The organism is Salinicoccus halitifaciens, from assembly GCF_021026095.1.
Lineage (GTDB): Bacteria > Bacillota > Bacilli > Staphylococcales > Salinicoccaceae > Lacicoccus > Lacicoccus halitifaciens.
The window spans coordinates 185,334-208,237 of sequence record NZ_JAJNCU010000003.1 but is presented as its reverse complement, the minus strand read 5'-3'; the positions used below and the strand labels follow the sequence as shown (position 1 = coordinate 208,237).

Annotated in this window: 20 protein-coding genes; 15 read left to right on the top strand and 5 right to left on the bottom strand. The window is 42.1% G+C overall.

What is annotated here, in order from left to right; translation table 11 throughout:
- The first annotated feature begins 75 nt into the window (after positions 1–75).
- The 4 genes from gabT (LPW40_RS07520) to LPW40_RS07505 are packed head-to-tail and all read left to right on the top strand — an operon-like array spanning position 76 to position 5,176.
- Positions 76–1,377 carry a 4-aminobutyrate--2-oxoglutarate transaminase gene (gene gabT, locus LPW40_RS07520; protein WP_230821616.1) on the top strand — a complete coding sequence of 434 codons (1,302 nt, stop codon included), beginning with the start codon at positions 76–78 and terminating at the stop codon, positions 1,375–1,377.
- Positions 1,374–2,768 (top strand): NAD-dependent succinate-semialdehyde dehydrogenase, encoded by a 1,395-nt coding sequence (locus tag LPW40_RS07515; RefSeq protein ID WP_230821615.1) that lies wholly within the window; start codon positions 1,374–1,376, stop codon positions 2,766–2,768. The genes gabT (LPW40_RS07520) and LPW40_RS07515 overlap by 4 nt, the downstream gene beginning before the upstream one ends.
- An 18-nt stretch (positions 2,769–2,786) precedes the next feature.
- Positions 2,787–3,734, top strand: a complete 948-nt coding sequence (gene speB / locus LPW40_RS07510) for an agmatinase (protein WP_230821614.1) — start codon at positions 2,787–2,789, stop codon at positions 3,732–3,734.
- Positions 3,735–3,772: 38 nt separating this feature from the next.
- Entirely contained in the window at positions 3,773–5,176 is a 1,404-nt protein-coding gene (locus LPW40_RS07505; RefSeq protein WP_230821613.1) for a sodium:solute symporter family protein, read from the top strand.
- Positions 5,177–5,448: 272 nt separating this feature from the next.
- Here the strand turns inward: LPW40_RS07505 and LPW40_RS07500 are convergent, their stop codons facing one another.
- From LPW40_RS07500 to LPW40_RS07485, 4 genes are all read right to left on the bottom strand, one after another.
- Positions 5,449–6,729: a TRAP transporter large permease gene (locus LPW40_RS07500; RefSeq protein WP_230821612.1), complete on the bottom strand. Its 1,281-nt coding sequence runs from the start codon at positions 6,727–6,729 to the stop codon at positions 5,449–5,451.
- Positions 6,726–7,226, bottom strand: coding sequence for a TRAP transporter small permease (locus tag LPW40_RS07495; protein WP_230821611.1), 501 nt, complete (start codon positions 7,224–7,226; stop codon positions 6,726–6,728). The genes LPW40_RS07500 and LPW40_RS07495 overlap by 4 nt, the downstream gene beginning before the upstream one ends.
- Before the next feature lie 140 nt (positions 7,227–7,366).
- On the bottom strand, positions 7,367–8,440 hold the full coding sequence (locus LPW40_RS07490) for a DctP family TRAP transporter solute-binding subunit (RefSeq protein WP_230821610.1): 1,074 nt from the start codon (positions 8,438–8,440) through the stop codon (positions 7,367–7,369).
- 30 nt (positions 8,441–8,470) lie between these two features.
- Positions 8,471–9,739 (bottom strand): peptidase, encoded by a 1,269-nt coding sequence (locus LPW40_RS07485; protein ID WP_230821609.1) that lies wholly within the window; start codon positions 9,737–9,739, stop codon positions 8,471–8,473.
- A 257-nt stretch (positions 9,740–9,996) separates the two neighbouring features.
- Between LPW40_RS07485 and LPW40_RS07480 the strand changes: the two genes are divergently transcribed.
- The 11 genes from LPW40_RS07480 (at position 9,997) to LPW40_RS07430 (ending at position 21,956) form a co-directional block, all read left to right on the top strand.
- Complete coding sequence (locus tag LPW40_RS07480; protein WP_230821608.1) at positions 9,997–10,980, top strand: 2-hydroxyacid dehydrogenase; 984 nt, start codon at positions 9,997–9,999, stop codon at positions 10,978–10,980.
- 111 nt (positions 10,981–11,091) lie between these two features.
- Positions 11,092–11,733: a GntR family transcriptional regulator gene (locus LPW40_RS07475; protein WP_230821607.1), complete on the top strand. Its 642-nt coding sequence runs from the start codon at positions 11,092–11,094 to the stop codon at positions 11,731–11,733.
- 26 nt (positions 11,734–11,759) lie between these two features.
- Entirely contained in the window at positions 11,760–13,181 is a 1,422-nt protein-coding gene (locus LPW40_RS07470; protein ID WP_230821606.1) for an NAD-dependent succinate-semialdehyde dehydrogenase, read from the top strand.
- Between the two features lie 24 nt (positions 13,182–13,205).
- Positions 13,206–14,273, top strand: coding sequence for a tartrate dehydrogenase (locus LPW40_RS07465; protein WP_230821605.1), 1,068 nt, complete (start codon positions 13,206–13,208; stop codon positions 14,271–14,273).
- 36 nt (positions 14,274–14,309) lie between these two features.
- Positions 14,310–15,623 carry a 4-aminobutyrate--2-oxoglutarate transaminase gene (gene gabT / locus LPW40_RS07460; RefSeq protein WP_230821604.1) on the top strand — a complete coding sequence of 438 codons (1,314 nt, stop codon included), beginning with the start codon at positions 14,310–14,312 and terminating at the stop codon, positions 15,621–15,623.
- A gap of 259 nt (positions 15,624–15,882) precedes the next feature.
- Complete coding sequence (locus LPW40_RS07455; protein ID WP_230821603.1) at positions 15,883–16,068, top strand: hypothetical protein; 186 nt, start codon at positions 15,883–15,885, stop codon at positions 16,066–16,068.
- The gene (locus LPW40_RS07450; protein ID WP_230821602.1) at positions 16,065–17,657 is read left to right on the top strand and encodes a sodium:solute symporter family protein; all 1,593 of its coding nucleotides are present in this window, start codon (positions 16,065–16,067) and stop codon (positions 17,655–17,657) included. Before LPW40_RS07455 ends, LPW40_RS07450 begins: the two co-directional genes overlap by 4 nt.
- 18 nt (positions 17,658–17,675) lie before the next feature.
- Positions 17,676–18,911 carry a M20 family metallo-hydrolase gene (locus LPW40_RS07445; RefSeq protein WP_230821601.1) on the top strand — a complete coding sequence of 412 codons (1,236 nt, stop codon included), beginning with the start codon at positions 17,676–17,678 and terminating at the stop codon, positions 18,909–18,911.
- Positions 18,912–18,938: 27 nt separating this feature from the next.
- A complete protein-coding gene (locus LPW40_RS07440) occupies positions 18,939–20,195 on the top strand; it encodes an ArgE/DapE family deacylase (RefSeq protein ID WP_230821600.1) in 1,257 nt (418 codons plus the stop codon).
- Positions 20,196–20,284: 89 nt separating this feature from the next.
- A complete protein-coding gene (locus LPW40_RS07435; RefSeq protein ID WP_230821599.1) occupies positions 20,285–21,121 on the top strand; it encodes a dihydrodipicolinate synthase family protein in 837 nt (278 codons plus the stop codon).
- 385 nt (positions 21,122–21,506) lie between these two features.
- The gene (locus tag LPW40_RS07430; protein ID WP_230821598.1) at positions 21,507–21,956 is read left to right on the top strand and encodes a GNAT family N-acetyltransferase; all 450 of its coding nucleotides are present in this window, start codon (positions 21,507–21,509) and stop codon (positions 21,954–21,956) included.
- Here LPW40_RS07430 and LPW40_RS07425 read toward each other — a convergent pair.
- On the bottom strand, positions 21,951–22,865 hold the full coding sequence (locus LPW40_RS07425) for a LysR family transcriptional regulator (RefSeq protein WP_230821597.1): 915 nt from the start codon (positions 22,863–22,865) through the stop codon (positions 21,951–21,953). The genes LPW40_RS07430 and LPW40_RS07425 overlap by 6 nt on opposite strands.
- Positions 22,866–22,904: the final 39 nt, after the last annotated feature.

Here is a 22,904-nt window from a genome sequence, read left to right as displayed (position 1 = left end):
CGAAATTGGTACTTTCAATTATACCAATTTTTGAAATAATGGCTATAATCAATGAAGTGAAAGGGGTTTCAAATTATGACAAGAAGCGAGGAATTACAGAAAAAAAGGGAGAAATACGTTTCAAGGAGCGTAAGCAACGGCAATCTGGCCATCGCGGACCAGGCACATGGTGCGACAGTGACCGACCATGAAGGGAAAACTTTCATCGATTTCGCGGGTGCCATCGGTGTACAGAACGTCGGCCACACCCATCCAAAAGTGACGGAGGCGGTCAAGAACCAGATCGACCGGTATCTGCATCCGGGCTTCAACTGCATCATGTATGACGGCTATATCGAACTTGCGGAAAAGTTATGCGGCATCACGCCGGGGGATTTCGATAAGAAGGCGATCCTGTTGAACTCCGGTGCGGAAGCGGTGGAGAACGCGGTCAAGATGTCCAGGAAATATACGGGCAGGAATGCGGTCGTCTCCTTCAAGCGCGGCTACCACGGCCGCACGAACCTCACTATGAGCATGACGAGCAAGGTGAAACCTTACAAGAACGGCTTCGGACCGTTTGCTTCGGATATTTATCCGGCGCCGTTCCCGTACACTTACCGCAGGCACCCGTCACTCTCCGAGGAGGAATACATCGACCAGACGATCAAGGAATTCCATGATTTCTTCATCGAGACGGTCGCGCCTGAAAATGTCGCGTGCGTCGTCATGGAGCCGGTGCAGGGCGAGGGCGGCTTCATCATCCCGCCGAAGCGCTTTGTCCAGGCGGTTACGGAATTCTGCAGGGAACACGGCATCATCTTCGTTGCGGATGAGATCCAGACGGGCTTCGGCCGCACAGGTAAATGGTTCGCATCCGAACACTTCGATATCGAGCCCGACTTGATGCTCGTGTCGAAATCACTCGCAGCCGGACTGCCGCTCAGCGGTGTCGTCGGCCGGGCGGAAATACTGGATGCTGCGGAACCGGGTGAACTCGGCGGTACATTCGCAGGCAACCCGGTCGCCTGTGCGGCGGCACTCGCCGTCATCGATGTGGTGGAAGAAGAGGATTTATGCAATAAGGCTGAGCGGATCGGTCAGAAGCTTGAAGATATATTTAAAGTGTATCAGGACAGGTATGGATTCATCGGTGAAGTCAGACGCCTCGGTGCGATGGTGGCGGTCGAGATCGTAAATGACGACCAGTCGCCTGATAAGGCGCGCACAGGCAAAATCGCAAAGTATGCGAACGATAACGGTTTGATACTGCTTTCCGCCGGCATTTACGGTAACGTCATCCGTTTCCTCATGCCGCTCGTCATCACGGACGATGAGCTCAATAAAGGACTCGATATACTGGATGCAGCACTTGAAGAGGCAGGTGAAGTGCAGTGACGCAGACTTTCGAAATAAAGAACCCGGCGACGGGTGAAGTCGTGGACACTCTGCCGGTCAATACGAAGGAGGAGGTCCAGGCGGCGATCGAGGCATGCCACGAAGGCTTCAAGGCGTGGCGCAAAACGGATGCCCACCATCGCTCGGGGATCATTAAGGAATGGTTCCGCCTGATCAATGAACATAAGGATGAACTGGCTGAGATCATCACAAAGGAGAGCGGCAAACCGCTTCACGAGGCGCTCGGCGAAGTCGCCTACGCAAATGCCTACATCGAATGGTACGCTGAAGAGGCGAAGCGCATCTACGGCCGGACGGTCCCTGCCAATTCACCGAATAAAAACATCATCATCAAAAAGCAGCCGGTCGGCCTGGTCGCGGGCATCACACCGTGGAATTTCCCTGCGGCGATGCTGACGCGGAAAGTGGCACCTGCACTTGCGGCGGGATGTTCCTTTATAATAAAACCAGCGGCGGAAACGCCGCTCACGACGATGAAGCTGGTGGAACTCGCATATGAGGCGGGTGTGCCGGAGAATGTCTTCAAGGCGGTGAACGGCTCCGGCAGGGAAATCGGGTCAATATTTACCGACAGTCCGCTCGTCAGGAAGATCACTTTCACGGGCTCGACGCCGGTCGGCAAATCGCTGATCAAAAACAGCGCGGATACGGTGAAGCATGTGTCGATGGAGCTCGGCGGGCATGCGCCGATCATCGTCTGCAGGGATGCGGACATCGATATCGCGGTCGACCAGACCATCGCATCGAAGTTCAGGAATGCCGGACAGACGTGCATCTGCGCGAACAGGCTGTTCGTCCATGAGTCGATCGTGGATGAATTTTCGCGGAAGCTGAGTGAGAAAGTTTCGGGGCTTAAAGTCGGCAACGGACTTGAGGAAGGCACCCAGGTCGGCCCGCTCATCAACAAACAGGCGTATGAAAAGGTCAGCGGCCAGGCTGAAAATGCGAGGCAGCTCGGTGCGGAGATTTTATGCGGCGGCGAGGGTCGCGCGGATGAGGAGAAGGGGACTTACTTCTATAAACCGACGGTGATAAAGAACGCAACACAGGAGATGGAGATCATGAACGAGGAAACGTTCGGCCCGTTGATTCCGATCCAGCCGTTTTCGAAAGTGGACGAAGCGGTGGCGCTTGCGAACAGCCTGCCGTTCGGACTTGCTGCATATTACTTCACGAATGACTACAAGATGGGGCTTTATTTGTCCGAACAGCTCGAGTTCGGCGTCATCGGCTGGAACGACGGCGCACCATCCGCCGCCCACGCACCATTCGGCGGCCTGAAAGAGAGCGGCCTCGGCAAGGAAGGCGGCCCCGAAGGCATTGAAGCATATCTGGATACGAAATACTTGTCGATAGGGAATTTGATTTAAGAAGGAGCAAGGATATTTATGTATAAGCCAATAGATTCATCAAAATCACCACGCTTTGTGGGACCAAGAACTTTTATGAGATTGGAGAATATCAGAACGACAGAAAATGTGGACTTCGCTGTCATCGGTGTACCTTTTGACACCGCAGCGTCGAATCGGACGGGGCAGAGGTACGGCCCCCAGCATATCAGGGACTTTTCAGTTTTGCTCAGACCATATAATCCTGACCAGGATATAAACATATTTGATTATTGTTCCGGCGTCGATTATGGAGACATCAATGTGATACCGGGTAACATCCATGCAACTTATGACAATATAGTGGAGTCTTTGACCCCGGTCCTGGACAGTGGCATTACGCCCGTCATGATGGGTGGAGACCACTCCATTTCCCTCGGTCATCTCAGGGCATTTCACAAGAAGTATGGACCGGTTGCATTGATTCATTTTGATTCACATGGAGATACTTGGGACAACTATTATGGGGAGAAATATATGCACGGTACGCCATTCAGAAGGGCTGTCGAAGAAGGGCTCATTGACACGGAGCATTCAATCCAGGTTGGAATGAGAGGGCCATTATACGGACCCGGCTGCATTGAGGATGCAAGAGATTTAGGCTTTGAAGTGATCACCATGAGGGAAGCAAGAAACATGGGATTCGATAAAGTATCGGAAAGAATCAGGGAACGAGTTGGAGATGCGAAAGCATTCGTCTCTTATGACATCGATTTTCTGGACCCTGCGTACGCGCCGGGCACAGGAACGCCGGAAGTCGGCGGGCCGACATCTTTTGAAGGGCTGGAGTTTGTAAGAAATCTGAAAGGATTGGATATTAAAGGTTTTGACTTGGTGGAAGTGTTGCCGACTTATGATAGTGGTGAGATTACCGCTGTAGCAGCTTCATCAATCATTTTTGAGATGATCAGCTTGATAGCAATCAATAAACGCGATTCTTCATCTTAGAAATGAGACAGCTCACACAAACAGGGGGATAAGGATTTATGGAATTTTTAGACTATCTTGTATTTGCGGTATATTTCCTGCTATTGATCAGTGTAGGCGTGCTTGGAATGATGAGGGCGAAAACCAGTGAGCAGTATATGGTGGCAGACAGGAACCTCGGCGTCTGGATGTTATTTGGATGCTTGACCGCTGTATTCCTGGGCGGTTCATCCACCATCGGCTCCTCGCAGCTGGGTTATGAAATGGGCCTTTCAGGCATCTGGTTTGTATTCTCGATGGGGCTGGGTATCACTTTATTCGGCTTACTATTCCTTGATCGGGTGATGGGGTATAAACTCCTGACGATCAGTGAACTTTTAGGAAGATTGTTCGGCACCAAATCCAAGCTTATAGGAGCGGTCGTCGCAGCCATCTATACTTTACTTATCAGTGTGACACAAATCATCGCAATCGGGGCACTGCTTTCGGGCGTTTTTGATTGGGGTCTTACACAAGCGATACTGGTCGGCGGTGCCATTGTATTCGGTTATACGATACTAGGAGGGATGTGGACACTGTCTATAACCGACGTCGTCCAGTTTGGCATAATGACTTTAGGGATATTTATAATCATGCTGCCTCAAAGCTTAAGCGCGGCCGGCGGATTTGAAGGGTTGGCTGCGAACTTGCCAAGCAGCTATTTCAATGTCACGGAGATTGGCTTTAGAGAGATACTATCATATTTATTGACTTATACATTGGGAATGATGGTCGGGCAGGACATCTGGCAAAGGTACTTCACTGCTAAAAATACGAAAGTTGCTAAAACTGCCGGGGTTTTGGTAGGCGTATACAGTCTTCTGTACTCACTGGCCATGGTGCTCATAGGTATGGCGGCACTCGTCGTGCTCCCGGGAATCGAGAACACGCAGGATGTTTTCACAACGATGGCTTTTGAGACAATTTCAACTGGATTTTTAGGTATAGTATTCGCAGCAGTGGCGGCAGCGATTATGTCCACTGCTTCCGGAACATTACTCGCATCTTCAACATTGATATCCAAAGATATTTTGAAAGACCATTTCTTTACGAAAATCAATGACACGCAATTTTTATTGCTTTCAAGGATAACCACTTTTACATTAGCCATATTCGCAATTATAATTGCCTTATGGATTGAGGAGCTGCTTGTGGCAATCGATGTTGCCTACGCAGTTTTAGCGGGTTCAATATTCATTCCGATCCTGTTCGGACTTTTCTCCAAAAAGGTTACAGCGAATGCGGCATTTTCCGCTATCTTGCTTTCAGCCTTTGCTGTACTGATTGGGTTATGGGTGGAAGGACTTGGAGCCAGTAACCCTATAATTTACGGTATTGTCGTTAATATAATAGTGATTCTTACCGTCTCTTATTTTGATAAAGGCGGCAGGAAGAAAAGAGAGAATCAATATAGAATTGAATGAACTTAAAAAATTTCATAGATAGATTTTATAGGCGGCACAATAAAAATCATTATCAACGAGTAATAAAAAAAAGACAAAAATAAATTTTGTCTTTTTTTATTTGTTGACCAACTTGAACGTTTTTATTAAAAATCGATTGTTTGTAAGGCGCTCTAGATTAATCTCAGTTTTTTATATTACTTAGCTCAAGAACCTCTTCTACCTAAGACTTGATGGAAAACTAATTTCATTCTATAAGGAGTTGTTTTTTTAATTAGTCTTCTGGGCATTTATTAATCTCGTAAACTAGGAATCCAAGTTGATAATGGAGGGAAATAAGTTACAATCATTAAGGCAATCAGCATGACAACTAAAATAGGAATCATCCCTTTAGCAATCTTATCAAATGGAACCTTACCTACATTTGAGGCGACAAACAAGTTGACACCAAGTGGTGGAGTGACAAACCCAATGGCGAGGTTCATTACGAGTATTACCCCAAAGTGTATTGGATCTAATCCAATATTCGTTACGACTGGAAGTAAGATTGGAGTCAGAATAACTATTGCTGATATTGTATCAATAAACATGCCTACAATTAATAAAAAAATGTTAATAATTAACATTATGACAAGAGGGTTTTCTGATAGGCTGACTATAAAATCTGCTACGATGGACGGGATTCTTTCTCTTGTCATCAGATAAGCAAATGAAACTGAAAACCCTATAATGATTACTGTGGCAGCATTTGTAAGGGCAGCGGAGGAAAAACTCTGGTAGACAGATTTCCATGTCAGTTCCTTGTAAACAAAAACTCCTATAAAAAGTGCATATACCGATGCCACTGCCGCAGATTCTGTTGGTGAAAATAAACCTGCATAGATTCCGCCTAAGATAATAACCGGGACTAATAATGCAAACTTCGCTTCATTCAACGCTTTTAAAACATCTCTGAATGAAGGCGTCACGCCGGATCCCTCAATCCCATTTCTCTTGGCATTAATATAAGAGATCACCATCAATGCGAAGCCAAGTATCAGACCGGGAATGATACCCGCTAAAAACATGGAACCGATTGAGACTGTCCCCACGACCCCATACATGACAAATGGGATACTTGGAGGGATTAATACGCCTATGGAGCCCGCTGAAGCTGTGATAGCTGCAGCAAAGCCACTACCATAATTATTTTCCCTCATTGAGGGAATCATGAACGAACCGATTGCAGCTACCGTTGCGGGGCCTGAACCGGAAATAGCGGCAAAGAACATACTTGCCAAAACGGTTACCATTGCCAGCCCGCCAGCAACAAAGCCTATTAATACATTAGCTAGATTTAATAACCGTTCTGAAATTCCGCCTGTACTCATCAAGACACCAGCTAATATAAATAAAGGGATTGCCATCAGAGGAAAGCTGTCAAGAGATGTAAAAGCTTGTTGTATAATTATGGTTGGAGAATTCTCTGTCGCAAATACCATTGTAACCAATGATGCTATACCCAGGGAAAGTGCAATAGGGACACCTATAAGCATCAGGAGGAAAAAAGAAATAAATAAAAGGGCTACAGTCATTCTATTTCCTCCGTTTCGTTTAAGTTGATTTTATCAGTGATTAATAAATAAAGTTGCTGAATTAACCTAATAATCATTAATACTCCACCGATGGGAATTACCAGGTATGGAATCCACATTGGTATGCGAAGTGAGGGGCTTGTTTGGCCACTACTCATTATATCTAAAATATATTGTGTTCCAGCAATTGCCAGAAAAGCAGCAAATACAAACCAACAAATGATTACTATGACTCTGAAGATTTTTTGTATAAAATAAGGAAATAATCTCACAAAGACATCAACGCCTATATGGGATTGTAAGCGAATCGCCAAACTAGCACCAATCCATATCTGCCAGATATGAAGGAACTGTGCTAACTCAGCTCCCCAGCTTAAAGAAAATCCTCCAAAAAATCTTAGAATGGACTGAGTGAAAAGGATCGCAACGATAAGAGCCATCGTTAGAACAAGGATGAATTCTTCAATGCGTTTGTCAAAGAGATTTTTTAAATCCATTATATCTACGCCTCACTTTTAATTGAAATCCAATTAGCTATAAAAAGAAGTTTAATAAGTATAGTCGGGAAGAGATAGTCTATACTTTTCCAACCATACAAATTAAACTTCGAAATAACTATATTGGTAATGAGCTGAAATTATTGTGAATATGAACGTGTCAATTCCATTAAATCACTGCCAATTTCATCTTCATATCTTTCAAAGATTGGTTCAGCTGCTTCAATAAATTGTTGTCTCTGTTCCTCACTCAATTCATTGATTTCCATGTGACCTTCGATATTTTCCATACCTTCCTCATCTTGCTGTCTTGCTACTTCTCTTTGATAATCCATGGACTCGAGAGCGGCTTCTTCCAGTGAAGCTTGAATATCTTCAGGTAGGTTTTCGAAGTAATCGTTATTGATAAAAGCTACGGTAGCCGTATAAGCATGATTAGAAATAGTTAAATATTCTTGAACTTCGTAAAAGTTCATTTGGTCTATTAAGTTAATCGGATTTTCCATACCATCATACATATTTTGTTGTAATGCACTATATAGCTCTCCAAAAGCAAATGGGGAGGCGCTGGCACCATATTCATTAAATGTATTTATGTGCACGTCATTTTCCATAGTACGGATTTGTAAACCATTTAGATCTTCAGGAGCTTCAATAGGATGACTGTTGTTTGTTATTTGCCTCATTCCAGTTTCTCCATAAGCTAATCCTGTGAGGCCTATCTCAGGAAGACCATCCAGCAAGGTTTGTCCTAATTCGCCATCTAGAGCTTCATAAGCAGTCTCATGATCTGGAAAAATGAAAGGTAAGTCTATTGCTAAAAATCTTTCGTCAAAACCAACCACAGGTGCTGAGGCTGCAACAGTCATTTCAACAGTCCCCGACTGTACAGCTTCGATCGCTTCACGTTCAGAAGCATACAATTGTCCATTAGGGTATAATTCTATAACTACTTCCCCGTTCGTCTTCTCCTCTGCCAACTCTTTAAAATTCTCCATCCCTATATGAGTAGAACCAGATTCTGGTGTAGTATAAGATACGCTTATTGAGTACTCACCTGATCCTGTAGCTTCATCACCCTCTGTAGTTTCGTTTGAGTCAGAAGCCTCTTCCGAATCCGCTGATGTATCTCCGTTCTCCTCTGAACCGATTGTGCATGCGCTTAATAATAGTAGTACAGTCATTAAACCTAATATGCTAAGTAAATTTTTCATAATATATTTCCCTTCTATAACTTGATAATTTTATTCGTTGATTTCACACCATTCAATTATTGATAGTGCAGTAATTTCAGCAGTTCTAAACATTTTTTCCAAATCGACATACTCATCAGTGAAATGAGCCATACTTGTCGTACCTGGACCAAAAACTATTGAAGGAATTCCTCCTGCTTGTGTAAGCAAACCACCGTCGGTTGCCCAAGTAGAACCGGCTATTATAGGCTCTTCCTTTTCAACTTTATAATAGTTATTTTTAAGGACTTCCAGCATGGGGTGGTCGTCGTCACACCCACCGGGTGGGAGATGGATGCCTCCCCATTCAACGGATACTGGGTACTTTTCGAACCATTCATCAATAGACTTCAAATTTTCTAACATTGATTGAAACATCTCTTTGGCCTCTGTAATAGTTTCCCCTGGAGCTATACCATATCGACCTTGAATCTTTGCTTCTTCTGGGACTGCCGAAGGGAAATAACCCCCATTAAATTGTCCGATATTAATAGGAATAGGTATGGGGTTGTTTTTGTAGAGGGGATCTTTACGCAAAGGTTTATTTCTTGTTTCTTCTAATCGTAAAATTTCTTGAAATACAATCCATCCCTTTTCAATAGCACTCACACCTTCATATCTGGTCCCGCCATGAGCCGATACACCTTCTACAGTTACTTCGAACCACAATGAACCTTGTTGTTTGGGAAATATTTTCATCTCGCTAGGTTCTGGGATTAATGCAACATCAGCTTTATACCCTCTTTGAATTGCAGCGAGTGTTCCTGCTCCTCCAGTTTCTTCCTCAATCACACTTTCGTAAATTACATCACCCTTTAGTTCTATACCAAGATCGATTATCGTTTCGAGTGCTATCAAAGTAGACATATTACCTCCTTTCATATCTGTAGTGCCTCTGCCGTATAATTTACCTTCAATAACTTTTCCGGAGTAAGGATGATCAGTCCACTTACTTTCGTCTCCAGCTGGCACAACATCGATGTGTCCATTTAAAATCAAAGATCGTCCATTCTTCTTACCTTTCAAAATACCAACTACATTAGGACTGTTTTCATAATTATCTCTACGAGGATTGAAGAACTCACTCTTTTTCAATTCCTCAAAATCCGGAACCCATACGTCCACCTCTAGCCCTAATTCTTTTAATCGATCAGCGACAATGGTTTGTGCTTTTAATTCATTTCCAGTTGTACTTGGTTGTTGTACTACGCTCTGTAAAAACTGGGTATACTCTTCTCTTTTTGAATTTATCTTTTCTTTAATCGCTTCTTGCAGATTCATTTTGCTAACATCCCCTTATGAATATGTAATGAAAATCGAGAGGCAAAAGCAAGCGCTTACAAAAGTTATTTGTAGACTGTCGACAATTATTAATACTAATGTTAGACTATGGAAATTTTAATGTCAACTAGATAATTAAATATTTGAGAAATTAGGAATAATCTAATAAATAAGATTATCTTATTGACAAAGTTCAATTTCAATGACTATTTTAGTATATAGATGTCAATTTATAAAAGAAGGACAGGAGGAATAGAGTGAGAAAAATAATAGCCTATACAAGAGTTTCCAAACCCGTGATAGAAGATTTGAAATTACAATTTGATGTCTCGTATTTTGAAAACTATGAATATCTGGAAAGTGCAAAATTTAGAAAAGCACTTGGGGAAGCCGAAGGAATTATAGGATTGGAATTAAAAGTGACTAAAGAACTTTTGGGACTTGCGCCCAATTTAAAGATTGTTTCCAATGTATCAGTTGGATACGACAACCTCGACCTCCCAGAGATGACCAAACGTAAAATAATGGCAACCAATACACCAGGGGTTTTAACTGATACAGTGGCAGATGCAGTTGTGGGGATGCTTATAGCCTCGGCAAGACGAATACCTGAGCTCGATAGATTCGTTAAAGAAGGAAGATGGAAAGAATACCTTCAACTAGACCGATTTGGGACCGATGTTCATCATAAAAAAATTGGAATAATTGGAATGGGAGCGATAGGGCAGGCTGTTGCTAAAAGATGTCATTATGGTTTTGACATGAAAATTCTATATTATAATAGATCACGAAAACCGGAAGTGGAGGATAGCTATGGTGCTGTTTTTCATAATGTGGAGGATTTATTGAAAGAATCGGACTTTGTAGTTTTGATGATTCCAGGTTCTAGAGAAACAAAACATTTTATTAAAGCTGAACATTTTAAAAAGATGAAAACAAGCGCAATTTTCGTTAATGCTTCTCGAGGAATGAACATCGATGAAAATGCATTATATAACGCTTTGAAAAACAATGAAATATTAGCTGCAGCACTTGATGTCTTTGAAAAAGAACCTGTAGGAACCGATAATCCATTATTATCGTTACCAAATGTAATTACTTTGCCTCACTTAGGTGCAGCAACAATAGAAAATGAATTAGCGATGTCCAGGTTAGCACAAAAGAATCTTATCAGAGGTTTAAATAACGAAATTCCACCAAATTTAATAAATCAAGAAGTAATAAATGATGATGATATTTGATTACAAATAATATATTTGACAGAATTTTTAACATAGTCTATTGTATATTTAAGTTTAATTGTCGACAATCGACTGTTAGCTCTTTTAAAAGTTGAAGGAAGGGTTAATCATATGAAATCAAATATAATCAAAGGTTCTTTAGGAGAAATTATCGCCGAAGAACTGAGACGAAGCATTTGGAAAAGAGAAATAGAGTTTGGAGAAAGGTTAATCGAGAATGAACTGTCTGTGAAGTACGATGTAAGCAGAAATGTCATCAGGGATTCTTTAAAAATATTAGAAAACGACGGGATGGTAATCATAGAACCTAGAAAAGGTACATATGTCTCTGACTTTTCTAATGAAGATTGGAAAGAGATTATTGATTTGAGACTGATGGTCGAATCTTATGCCTTTTTAAAAGCGCTTCCCCATCTAGGAGAAAAGGAATTTGCTGAGCTGCAGACTATATTGGATGAAATGAAAGACAAAAATAGTATTGAAGACTGGATTGACTTATTCGATCTAGATATGAAATTTCACAGCTATATCGTTAACTTATCGGGGAATTCGAGGATTATTAAATTGTATGAATCGATTAAAGTGCAAATAAGAACTTTTCTATTGTATTTGGATGAATACTATACCAGTCCCAAGGCATTCTATGAAGAACAGGAGGAGCTTATGAAAGCACTGTTAACAAAAGAGCCGAAAATAGTAGAAAATAAGATTCATACTCATATCAAATATGTCGAAGGAAAATTTTTGGGATAATAAATTTAAAAAATTGAGGTGTAGTCATGCATAATTTACTTTATATCGACGGTGAGTGGACTGGAGAGGCTTTAGAAAAATTATTGGTTCATAACCCAGCTACAGGAGAATTAATATCAGAAGTTCCTAAAGGTGGAAAGAAAGAAGCAGTGGCAGCCATTGAAGCAGCGGATGACGCATTCAAAATTTGGTCTAAGACAACTGCATTTGAAAGAGCAAAGCTTTTGAAAAGATTTTATGAATTAATGATTGAGAATGAAACAGAGTTGGCCGAACTGATGACGAGCGAAATGGGTAAACCTCTATCAGAAGCGAGGGGTGAAGTACATTATGCAGCAAACTACATTGAATGGTATGCAGAAGAAGCGAAGCGAGTTTATGGAGAAACAATTCCAACACATGACTCGAATAAGCGCCTTCAATTATGGAAGAAGCCTGTAGGCGTAGTTGCAGCAATTACCCCATGGAATTTTCCGGCTGCGATGCTAACTAGGAAAATGGGACCGGCCTTGGCTGCAGGATGCACCATTGTTATTAAACCATCTAGTGAGACACCTTTAACAGCAATCAAACTCGTACAGCTCGCCGAAGAGGCAGGATTTCCTAAGGGAGTGATTAATATTGTTATAGGATCTTCCAGTGAAATTGGCGAAGCACTTTTACTTGATTCCAGGGTAAGAAAAGTCACCTTTACCGGTTCGACGGAAGTGGGCAAGATTTTGATGAAACAAGGTTCCGAAACTATAAAGAAGCTTAGTCTCGAACTTGGCGGCCATGCACCAATCATTGTACTTGATGATGCGGATATTAATAGAGCGGTGGCAGGTACTATAGCTTCAAAGTTCAGAAATTCAGGGCAGACTTGTGTTTGTGGTAATAGAATTTATGTTCAATCAAAAATCTATAATAAGTTCATCGATTTGCTGACTGAAAGAGTAAGGGAGCTTAAGGTCGGCAACGGTATGGCGGAAGGAGTTAACATCGGGCCGTTAATAAATAAAGCGGGTGTGGAAAAGGTATCGACCCATGTATCGGACGCCCTGGAAAAAGGGGCGCAACTAGTTTATGGAGGAAAGCAACCTTCCGAGAAGGGGAACTATTACCTTCCCACAATTATCAAAGATGCTACAAATGATATGTTGATGATGAATGAAGAAACTTTTGGCCCTGTTGCCCCGATTCAAAAATTTGAAACCATTGATGAAGTGGTGCACTTAGCCAATGATACACCTTTTGGTTTAGCAGCTTATGTTTTTACAGAGAGTATATCCAATGGGACAAGAATAATAGAAGAAATTGATTTTGGGATAGTAGGTTGGAATGACGGTGCTCCTTCAGCGGTTCAGGCACCTTTTGGAGGTTTGAAAGAAAGTGGATTAGGTCGCGAAGGTGGGCATCAGGGAATGGATGAGTTTTTAGAGATGCAATATGTATCGATAGGTATTTAATATGTAACATTTAAGGGGTAGAATATGAAGAATTTTAACATCGCGCTAATACCTGGTGATGGAATAGGTGTTGAAGTAATAAATGAAGGCGTAAAGGTTTTAAAATTTATCGAAAAATTAGATGACAATTTATCATTTTCTTTTGAGACATTTCCCTGGGGTTGTGAGTATTATTTGGAAACTGGAAAAATGATGGATGAAGACGGTATTGACAAGCTGAAAGGTTTTGATGCAGTTTATCTTGGAGCAGTTGGCTACCCTGGGGTACCCGATCATATATCTCTAAGAGATTTGTTGATAAGAATACGAAGGGAGTTTGACTTGTATGTTAACCTTCGGCCAATCACATTATTAAATGAGGAACTTACACCGTTTAAAGACAAAAGGGAAGAGGATATTGATTTCTTAGTGATTAGAGAAAACAGTGAGGGTGAGTATTCTGGTGCGGGTGAGTGGTTATACAGAGGAAAGCCTGAAGAAGTTGTACTACAAACAGGTGTGTTCTCCAGAAAGGGTACTGAAAGGATTATTCGTTATGCATACGAAGAGGCACGCAAACAAGCTAAAACTTTAACCAGTGTTAGTAAGGGTAACGCCTTGAATTATTCTATGGTCTTCTGGGATGAAGTTTTTGAAGAAGTAGGGAAAGAGTATCCTGATGTTAAGACATACTCATATTTGGTTGATGCAGCCAGTTTGTACTTTGTTTCAGATCCTGGAAGATTTGAAATCGTTGTGACTTCCAATCTTTTTGGAGATATTTTAACAGATATAGGTGCCGGCATCACAGGAGGTCTCGGCTTAGCTACCGGAGCCAATATCAATCCTGAGAAGAAATATCCCTCAATGTTCGAACCCGTCCATGGGTCAGCACCCGACATTGCGGGAGAAGGCATTGCAAATCCATTAGCTGCAATTTGGTCGATTAGTCAAATGATGGATTATTTTGAAGAGGAAGAATGGGGAGAAAAGATATTGGAATCAATAATCGCTATTTTAAAGAATAAGGAATTTTTACCAAGAGATCTTGGAGGAAGTGCATCGACTTCAGAGGTCGGAGATTATTTTGTTGAGTTATTAGAAATAAAATAAAAAATTTTAAAAGAATATGAAAGGGGTTACATTTGTATGAATAGAACTCAAGAGCTTCAAAAGAAAAGAGAACAATTCGTTTCTCAAAGTATCAGTAACGGAAATAAAAGCATAGCAGCTCATGCCAAGGGTGCAACGATTACCGACCCTGAAGGTAATGAAGTGATTGATTTTGGAGGGGCAATTGGGGTCCTGAATGTTGGGCACAGTCATTCCAAGGTTACAGAAGCAGTTAAAAATCAGGTTGAGAAATTTCTCCATCCGGGGTTCAATTGTATTATGTATGAAAGTTATATAGAGCTGGCCGAAAAGCTATGTGGTTTAACACCAGGGGACTTCGATAAGAAAGCTGCATTTTTTAATTCTGGTGCGGAAGGGGTAGAAAATGCAGTAAAGATGGCAAGGAAGTATACCGGCCGGTCGGCGATTGTTTCCTTTAAAGGAGGCTTTCATGGTCGTACAAACCTGACGATGAGCATGACCAGTAAAGTTAAGCCATATAAAAATGGTTTCGGTCCCTTTGCTTCAGATATATATCATGCTCCTTACCCTAATGTATACCGTAGGCACCCTTCGCTGACGGAGCAAGAATATACTGAAATGATAATAGAAGATTTTCATAAGTTCTTCATTGAAACAGTTGCACCCGAAAATGTAGCATGTGTAGTTATTGAGCCAGTTCAGGGTGAGGCAGGATTTTTAATTCCTCCTAAAAGCTTTATGAATGCTGTGGCAAAGTTCTGCAAAGAAAATGGTATTGTTTTTATTGCTGATGAAATTCAAACAGGTTTCGGTCGCACAGGTAAACTATTTGCTTCTGAACACTTTGGAATAGAACCGGATTTAATGGTGGTTTCAAAATCACTATCTGCAGGATTACCTCTGAGTGGTGTAGTTGGCAAGTCTGAAATCTTAGATTCAGCTGCAACAGGTGAAATTGGTGGAACATTCGCTGGTAATCCAGTCGCGTGTGCAGCTGGTCTGGCAGTTTTAGATGTTATTGAAGAGGAGGATCTTTGCAATAAAGCAGAAAAAATTGGACAAAGTTTGGAAGATGTTCTAAAAACTTACCAAGAGCATTACTCTTTCATTGGAGAGATCAGGCGCTTAGGAGCAATGGTTGCAGTAGAAATTGTGAAAGATGATGAGAAGAATACACCGGATAAAGAAATAAAAAGTAAAATCACAAATTATGCAAATGAGAATGGTTTAGTACTCTTGTCAGCAGGTGTTTTTGATAATGTCATCCGTTTCCTGATTCCGCTTGTAATCACAAACGAAGAATTAGAAAAGGGCCTTGAAGTGTTGGAAAAGGCATTTAAGAATGTTGAAAGTGTATATAGTCAATAAAAAATTAAATAAATTGATTTTAAAGAATAAAACCTGCATGGGTTTTATTCTTTTATCTTATAAGTAATTTAGAAGGAATTAATTCATCTACTAAAAGAAAATATGTATGTTGAGATGTTCGTAGCTAATAAACTTACTTCCAAATTCACTAGATAGAATCATGAGGCACCATTTAGCGACCCTGAAGGTATTGAAGTATATTTCTATATAAAATACTTGTTGATAGTGAATTTGATTTAAAGAGCAAAGGGGAGTTTTAATGAATATTGATGTATTTATTCTATTTTTCAATGCCACATTCGTGACCATATTATCATGTGTCATCGTTCTGGGAATACTGAGGAAACAATACTTACCTGTCATCAAAGAAGAAGAGAAAAAGCAAAGGGACACCTCCGGTATTAGTGAGCAGGAATCGGAGGTTAAGGGGGAAGACAAGGCATGATCATAGGTATAATGGTGGCAGTGCTCATATTCTATGTAGCAGTTGGGATTTCGTTAGTAAAAGTTGTTAAAAATGAGGACGATTTTTACATTATGGGTGGTCGGGGATCCACGTTGTTGATTGTTGGAACTTTGTCAGCAACATATTTGAGTGCCACGACTTTACTGGGTATCGCCGGACAGTCTTATACTGAAGGTCCCCTTGTCATTTCTGCGTTGGGGTCATTTGGTGCATGGATCGGTACTTTGCTGGCAGTGGTATATGTCGGTAGAAAGATGAAAGCGTACGGCAGTACGACCATGCCAGATTTTTTTGATAAAAGGTTCAAGAGCAAATGGGTCAGTGTAATAGCAATCATTATAATGATTGTAGGACTAATCGGTTATGGAGTAATCCAATTTATTGGTGCGGGAATTGTGCTGAGTGAGGTTACAGGTATTGATTACAGGTGGATAGTCATCCTCTTTACGTTGGCTATGTTGGCTTTCACTGCCATTGGGGGCATGTATGGAATAGTTGTCACGGACACACTGATGTTTTTTACAATGCTGACGATATCTATTGTCATCGTTCCGCTTCTGATTGGTCAAGCCGGATTCGATCAGATGAGGGGTCTGGCTGACACTCTTCCGGGTTATTGGTCGATAGCCGGTACAGAAGATAGACATATTGGTTGGTCTATATCACAATTTTTAGTATGGATACTATTCTTCGCATGTATACCTGCACTTGTATCTCGTGTTTTCCCTGCAAAGAATGACTTCGTCATTTTAAAAGTGGCGATTATAGGGGTATTTTTCGCACCTTTCATGCAGTTGACAGTATTTATTGCAGCTGCAGCAATAAGAGTGCTTGATCCTAACATCACTGATCCAGATTATGCAATGGTGAGCGGATTTTTGGATTTCACCCCTCCAGCAATTGCCGGTATTGGATTAGCAGCGCTGATGGCTTCTATAATGTCTACCGCATCAACCCTATTTGTGTTAGTCGGTTTTGCTTTATCGAGAGATTTATATGAAAGGTTATTTGATAAGAAGCTGGATTCAAAGCAAAGTCTTTCAGCGGCGCGTGTTGGACAGATCATAGTAGGAATAATTGTATGTATAATAACTATTATGAGACCTTCTGCAATTTATTGGATTTCTATATACGCAGGTTCGATTTTTGCGGTCGGTTGGCTGCCGACCATCGTCGCTTCTTTTGAATGGAAGAGGATGAACAGCAAAGCTGCCGTTGCCAGTATGCTGATTGGTGTCATTTCCTTTGTAGCGCTGGGTGAGATTTTCAGACAAGGAATTATCGTGCCTCCTGAAGGAATTGATGAGTTGATGATTGCCCTTGTTTTATCTGTAGCCAGTTTAATTATAGTAGCACTACTCACTCAACCAAAAGAATATGAACTCGAATCGTATTATGACATGAAGTCAAACAGTATGGCTAAAATCACTATTAATGAGTATTTGAGCAAACCAGATGGATTGGTCAAAATAAAGAAGGAATACAAGCAGATCCAAATAACCGCAGTTGTCATGACGATTATAGCAGTTGCAGTTTGGGGCTATTTCTTCGTTATGCTAGGACTTTAATAAAAAGGTGGTTCATTGATGGAAGATATCAATAAGGAATTGGAGATTGACTTCAACAGATTTCTTGCTAATTTAAACAACAGTTCTGAAATAGGAAAAGTCTACGAAACAGGCCTTAACAGACTGGCACTTACAGATGAAGACAAAAAAATGAGAGACGTTTTCACTGAGTATTTGAGAAACCTGGGTTTGAGTGTAAGAGTCGATGACGTTGGTAATATATATGGCAGAAAAGAAGGGGAAGAGAATCTGGCTCCTGTGGTGGTCGGATCCCATCTCGATACACAGCCTAATGGTGGCAGATACGACGGTATAGCAGGTGTGTTGCTCGGCTTGGAAGTCATTGAGACACTTTTAGAGAATGGCATTAAAACTAAAAGGCCTATTGAAGTTGTTAACTTCACTAACGAGGAGGGAGCGAGGTTTTCTCCTCCCATGATGGCTTCAGGCGTACTTTCAGGTGAATTCACCAGAGATTATGTATATTCAACCAAAGATAAAGATGGCCTGAGTTTTGGAGATGAATTGGAAAGAATCGGATATAAAGGGCGGAAAGAGAATAGACTGGCAGAAATTCATTCTTATGTGGAAGCCCATATAGAACAAGGTCCGATTCTTGCTGACGAAAATTTGGATGTGGGTATTGTTACCGGAATCCAGGGTACGAGCTGGTTCGAGATAGCTGTTGAAGGAGATTCCAATCATGCAGGGACGACGCCTATGGAAGTGAGAAGGGATCCTATGCTCGCAGTTGCTGAAATCATTCATAGATTGGAAGGTTTGGCTAAAGAGAAAGCCGTCAAGCTGACCATCGGTAAATTCCTCGCAGAACCGAATGTACCGAATGTAATACCTAAAAAGGTCAAGTACACTGTAGATGTCAGGGCTGATGAAAATTACTTGAGGGAAGAATTTATTGAAGCAATGAAAGAAACAGTCGAAGCTGTCAGCCATGACCGCGCAGTCAATGCTGAAATTCATGAATTGTGGGAGTCCCCGACTGTTAAATTTGATGAAGAGATTATAAAACTCATTACTGACAATAGTAATGCATCGGGCTATAAAAGCAGAAAAATCATCAGTGGTGCCGGCCACGATGCAAGATATATCAATGATATCGCGCCTGCAGCCATGATTTTCATGCCGAGTGAAGCGGGGATAAGCCATGATATAAAAGAACATACCGAGGAAAAATATCTGAATATTTGCGGTAATCTTCTTTTGAAAGTAATTCTCGAATTAGCGAATAAATGAGCAATATAATTAATGGGGGTTGGATTTGTGAGTTTTGATGAAAGGTTAGAGAAAGCAATAGACGACTTATGGGATGAAGAGTTATTGTTTTTAAAAACCCTTGGTTCTTTTGACAGTACGCTTGGCAATGAAAAAGGAGTTCAACAATTCATAGAAAACTATCTCAAAGATATGGACTTTGAAACAGCTTCTTTTGATGTAAATAATGATGAGATCTCCAATTATAAGAACCATGGAATACCGGTGATCGATTATAAGGACAGACCGGTAGTCGTGGGTTCGAAAAAACCAGAAATTAATGACGGTAAAAGTTTGATTTTGCAGGCTCATATTGATGTGGTGGATGCGGGACCCAAGAGTCATTGGGAGACAGAACCTTACATTCCAACCGTAAAAGACAATAAGATGTATGGCAGAGGCATCCTTGATATGAAAGGTGGACTTGCTGCCAACATATTTGCGGTGAAAGCGTTGGAAAAGATGAATGAACCACTTCATGGAGAGGTGCAGATTCAGACCGTTATCGAGGAAGAAGTAACTGGGAATGGAGCATTAGCTTTATTGCAAGCTGGTTATACCGCTGATGCTGCATTGATACCGGAACCTACACAACATAGAATCTTGACTTCCCAAGTCGGTGTCATATATCTGAGAGTGACTGTCAGAGGTGTGGGCGCCCACGTTGAAAAAGCAGATGAAGCGGTTAATGCTACAATGAATGCTTTTAAGATTATTGAAGCCCTTGAAAAATATAGAGAATTCATCAATAGTCAGGAAAAACATGAAGCATTCAAGCATCATCCACACCCATTGAACATTAATATTGGGAAAATTCAAGGTGGAGACTGGACATCAAGTGTACCGGTGGAAACCACATTTGAAGCAAGAATCGGATGCTATCCTGGTACTGATCCGGCAGACATCCAAAAAGAAGTCAGAGATTGGATCATCGAAGCTTGTGAGAAAGATGAATGGTTGAAGGACAACCTTCCTGAAATTGAATTCTTTGGATTCAAGGCGCATGGCTTCGAAATGGATATTGAAAATGATTTATATAGGATATTGGCAGAAAGTCATAAGGAAGTGACCGGGGAAAAAGTGGAGAACCTTTCATTTACAGCTACTACTGATGTCAGGGCATTTGATGAATTTGGCATCCCGGTAACATGTTACGGTCCTTTAGGAAATTACATGCACGCTCCCAATGAATATATTGATTTGGACAGTTTAAGATACACCACGAAAGTAATTGCGTATTTTATAAAGAATTGGTGTAATCAATAGAAGGCAGCTGAAGGAATAAGGCTTTGGAGCCTTATTCCTTTAGTGTTTATTCACTAATTAAAATAGAATCGAAAGAGGAGGTTTCTTTAATGCTGAAAGAAAAGATGCATGTAGCTGTACCTACGGCATTTGGTCTTCATGAAGTTCTGGAGACTGACAAAACTATAGACCATATTAAATTACTACATGATAAAGGTGTGAAGTCTGTTTTGATAGGTGGCACCACCGGTGAACAGCATAGCCTGAGTTTGGAAGAGAAGGTAGAAATACTTGAGGTAATTGAGAAAGAACCTGAATTGACGACAGACATGGAAATTATTATGGGCGTCTCATCAATCAGACAAAAAGATGCAGAGAAATTGGCAACCAGGATAAATGAATCAAGTATTTCAGCAATAATGTTGGGATATCCGCCTTATATAATCCCGTCACAAGAAGAAGCTTTGTCCTACTCGGAGCGAATCATAAAATTGGCTGGCAAGCCTGCTATTTTATATAACAACCCTAAAAGGACAGGTTTTGATTTATCAGCGGACAGTATCATCACATTGAGTGAAAACGAATTGGTCATAGGAATAAAAGACCCCGGTGACAGAGATAAAATGGAGATACTGAAAAAAGGAATCAAAGGTGACTTTCTTTTTTATGCCGGTGGGGAGATGGAGCTGGAAGATAAAATATCATGGGGATATAACCGCCTTTCATCAATTGCAGGCAATATCTACCCTGAGGAAGTGAAAAGCTGGTTCGAGAAGTTGATATTAAATGATTTCATACCTGAAGACGATGTCAGAGTTTTAGAGGAGATCAGAAATGAAATCTTTAAAGGCAACGCCATATTTAATATAAAGAAGACACTGGCCGATGATTATGATGAAGCATGGCTTTGCAGGAGCCCTATAGGTAATCGAGGAATTATTCGATGATATTCAGAGACGAAACTTCGGTTTTGTCTCTTTTTATTTATGACTTGAGAGATAAAGGATTGGAGTCTGACACGAGTGGGGTGAGAATTAGAGTTTCGTGTCACGAGGGGGCATTTTGTGACACGAGAACAGTGAAGATCGGAATTTCGTGTCACGGAGAGACGTTTTGTGACACGAGAGCTATGAAAATCGATGTTTCGTGTCACGAGAGAGCGTTTTGTGACATGAGTGCTGTGAAAATTGATATTTCGTGTCACGGGGAAGCGTTTTGTGACACGAGGGCAGTGAAAATTGATGTTTCGTGTCACGGGAAGGCATTCCATATCACCCCCAAAATGAAATCCCCCTGAAATCCTGCTATACTCCAATAAAAAGGGGTGAGGCAATGGATTTCAGAATGGCGGAAGAAGGGGATCTGCAGGAAATCGTGGCGATGCTTGCGGATGATGAGCTGGGCAGAGCGCGTGAAGCAGTCGCTGATGAAGTAGAGGAGAAGTACATACAGTCGTTCAGGGATATCAGGGCGCAGGCGGGCAATCAGATCCTGCTTGCCACCGAAGACAACGCGATCACCGGCTGTCTGCAACTCACGTTCATCCCGACGCTTGCGCGCGGGGGACAGAAGCGCGCCCAAATCGAAGGGGTCCGGGTGCATAAGTCCCATCGGGGCAAAGGTGTGGGGCGGGCTTTATTTGAAGAGGCGATCCGGCTCGCTGAAGAGAACGGCTGCGGCATCGTCCAGCTCACGACGGACAAGCGGCGCAGCGGTGCACATGCGTTCTACGAAAAGCTCGGCTTTAAGGTGACGCATGAAGGCATGAAACTCTTCCTATAAAATCTCATAGGACTCGATGCAGTTTTCAAGCTCCTCCAGGTACAGCTTCGCCATCCGGCTGAGCTGTGCTTTTTTATTGGTCAAAGTCCCGACCGTGATCTGATCGTCGATATCGAGCCTCACCGGGATGATATCCGTACCGTTCAGTTCTTCGCTTAAAATTCCGGTCGAGATCGTATAGCCGTTCAGGCCGATCAGGCAGTTGAATAAAGTCGCACGGTCACTGACGAGGATGTTCTTCGGGACGTCGAGCGTCCCCAGAATCTCTTCCGAGAAATAGAAGGAGTTGTTCTTCCCCTGCTCGAATGACAGCCTCGGGTAGGGCTCGAGGTCCTCAATGGTGACGAGGTCCTTCTCCGCAAGGGGATTGTCCCTGCTGATGAAGACGTGGGGATTTGCAGAAAACAGCGGCTCGAAGCCGAGCTGGTTCTCCCGGATGAGCTGGGAGAGGACCTGCTCATTGAAGCTGTTCATGTACAGCACGCCGACTTCGCTCGTCAGGTTCTTCACATCGTCGATGATTTCAAACGTCTTCGTCTCGCGCAGCGTGAACTGGTATTTATCACCGCCGTACCGGTCGATCATCCGGACCATCGCATCGACGGAGAAGGAGTAGTGCTGGGTGGACACCGACAACAGCCGTTCCTGATAGGGCGAATCGAGGTACCGGTGCTCCATCAGATTCACCTGCTCGACGACCTGTCTGGCATAGCTCATGAATTCGGCGCCGTCGGATGAGAGGACCATGCCTGTGGAAGTCCTCGTAAATATGACGATCCCCATCTCCGCCTCGAGCGTCTTGATCGCCTTGGATAATGTCGGCTGTGAGATGAAGAGGTTTTTGGCCGCTTCATTGATCGACCCTGTGTTCACCACTTCTATTAAGTATTTCAACTGTTGTATCGTCATGGAACCCCTCGCTTTCAAATTTGATGAATAAAATTATAC

What these genes read in the sequence shown, in the direction of transcription:
- LPW40_RS07470 (WP_230821606.1), top strand. Translation starts at nt 11,760, where the DNA reads ATGCATAATTTACTTTATATCGACGGTGAGTGGACTGGAGAGGCTTTA.
- LPW40_RS07495 (WP_230821611.1), bottom strand. Translation starts at nt 7,226, where the DNA reads ATGGATTTAAAAAATCTCTTTGACAAACGCATTGAAGAATTCATCCTT.
- LPW40_RS07505 (WP_230821613.1), top strand. Translation starts at nt 3,773, where the DNA reads ATGGAATTTTTAGACTATCTTGTATTTGCGGTATATTTCCTGCTATTG.
- LPW40_RS07500 (WP_230821612.1), bottom strand. Translation starts at nt 6,729, where the DNA reads ATGACTGTAGCCCTTTTATTTATTTCTTTTTTCCTCCTGATGCTTATA.
- gabT (WP_230821616.1), top strand. Translation starts at nt 76, where the DNA reads ATGACAAGAAGCGAGGAATTACAGAAAAAAAGGGAGAAATACGTTTCA.
- LPW40_RS07465 (WP_230821605.1), top strand. Translation starts at nt 13,206, where the DNA reads ATGAAGAATTTTAACATCGCGCTAATACCTGGTGATGGAATAGGTGTT.
- speB (WP_230821614.1), top strand. Translation starts at nt 2,787, where the DNA reads ATGTATAAGCCAATAGATTCATCAAAATCACCACGCTTTGTGGGACCA.
- LPW40_RS07455 (WP_230821603.1), top strand. Translation starts at nt 15,883, where the DNA reads ATGAATATTGATGTATTTATTCTATTTTTCAATGCCACATTCGTGACC.
- LPW40_RS07435 (WP_230821599.1), top strand. Translation starts at nt 20,285, where the DNA reads ATGCTGAAAGAAAAGATGCATGTAGCTGTACCTACGGCATTTGGTCTT.
- LPW40_RS07425 (WP_230821597.1), bottom strand. Translation starts at nt 22,865, where the DNA reads ATGACGATACAACAGTTGAAATACTTAATAGAAGTGGTGAACACAGGG.
- LPW40_RS07485 (WP_230821609.1), bottom strand. Translation starts at nt 9,739, where the DNA reads ATGAATCTGCAAGAAGCGATTAAAGAAAAGATAAATTCAAAAAGAGAA.
- LPW40_RS07450 (WP_230821602.1), top strand. Translation starts at nt 16,065, where the DNA reads ATGATCATAGGTATAATGGTGGCAGTGCTCATATTCTATGTAGCAGTT.
- LPW40_RS07430 (WP_230821598.1), top strand. Translation starts at nt 21,507, where the DNA reads ATGGATTTCAGAATGGCGGAAGAAGGGGATCTGCAGGAAATCGTGGCG.
- LPW40_RS07490 (WP_230821610.1), bottom strand. Translation starts at nt 8,440, where the DNA reads ATGAAAAATTTACTTAGCATATTAGGTTTAATGACTGTACTACTATTA.
- LPW40_RS07445 (WP_230821601.1), top strand. Translation starts at nt 17,676, where the DNA reads ATGGAAGATATCAATAAGGAATTGGAGATTGACTTCAACAGATTTCTT.
- LPW40_RS07475 (WP_230821607.1), top strand. Translation starts at nt 11,092, where the DNA reads ATGAAATCAAATATAATCAAAGGTTCTTTAGGAGAAATTATCGCCGAA.
- gabT (WP_230821604.1), top strand. Translation starts at nt 14,310, where the DNA reads ATGAATAGAACTCAAGAGCTTCAAAAGAAAAGAGAACAATTCGTTTCT.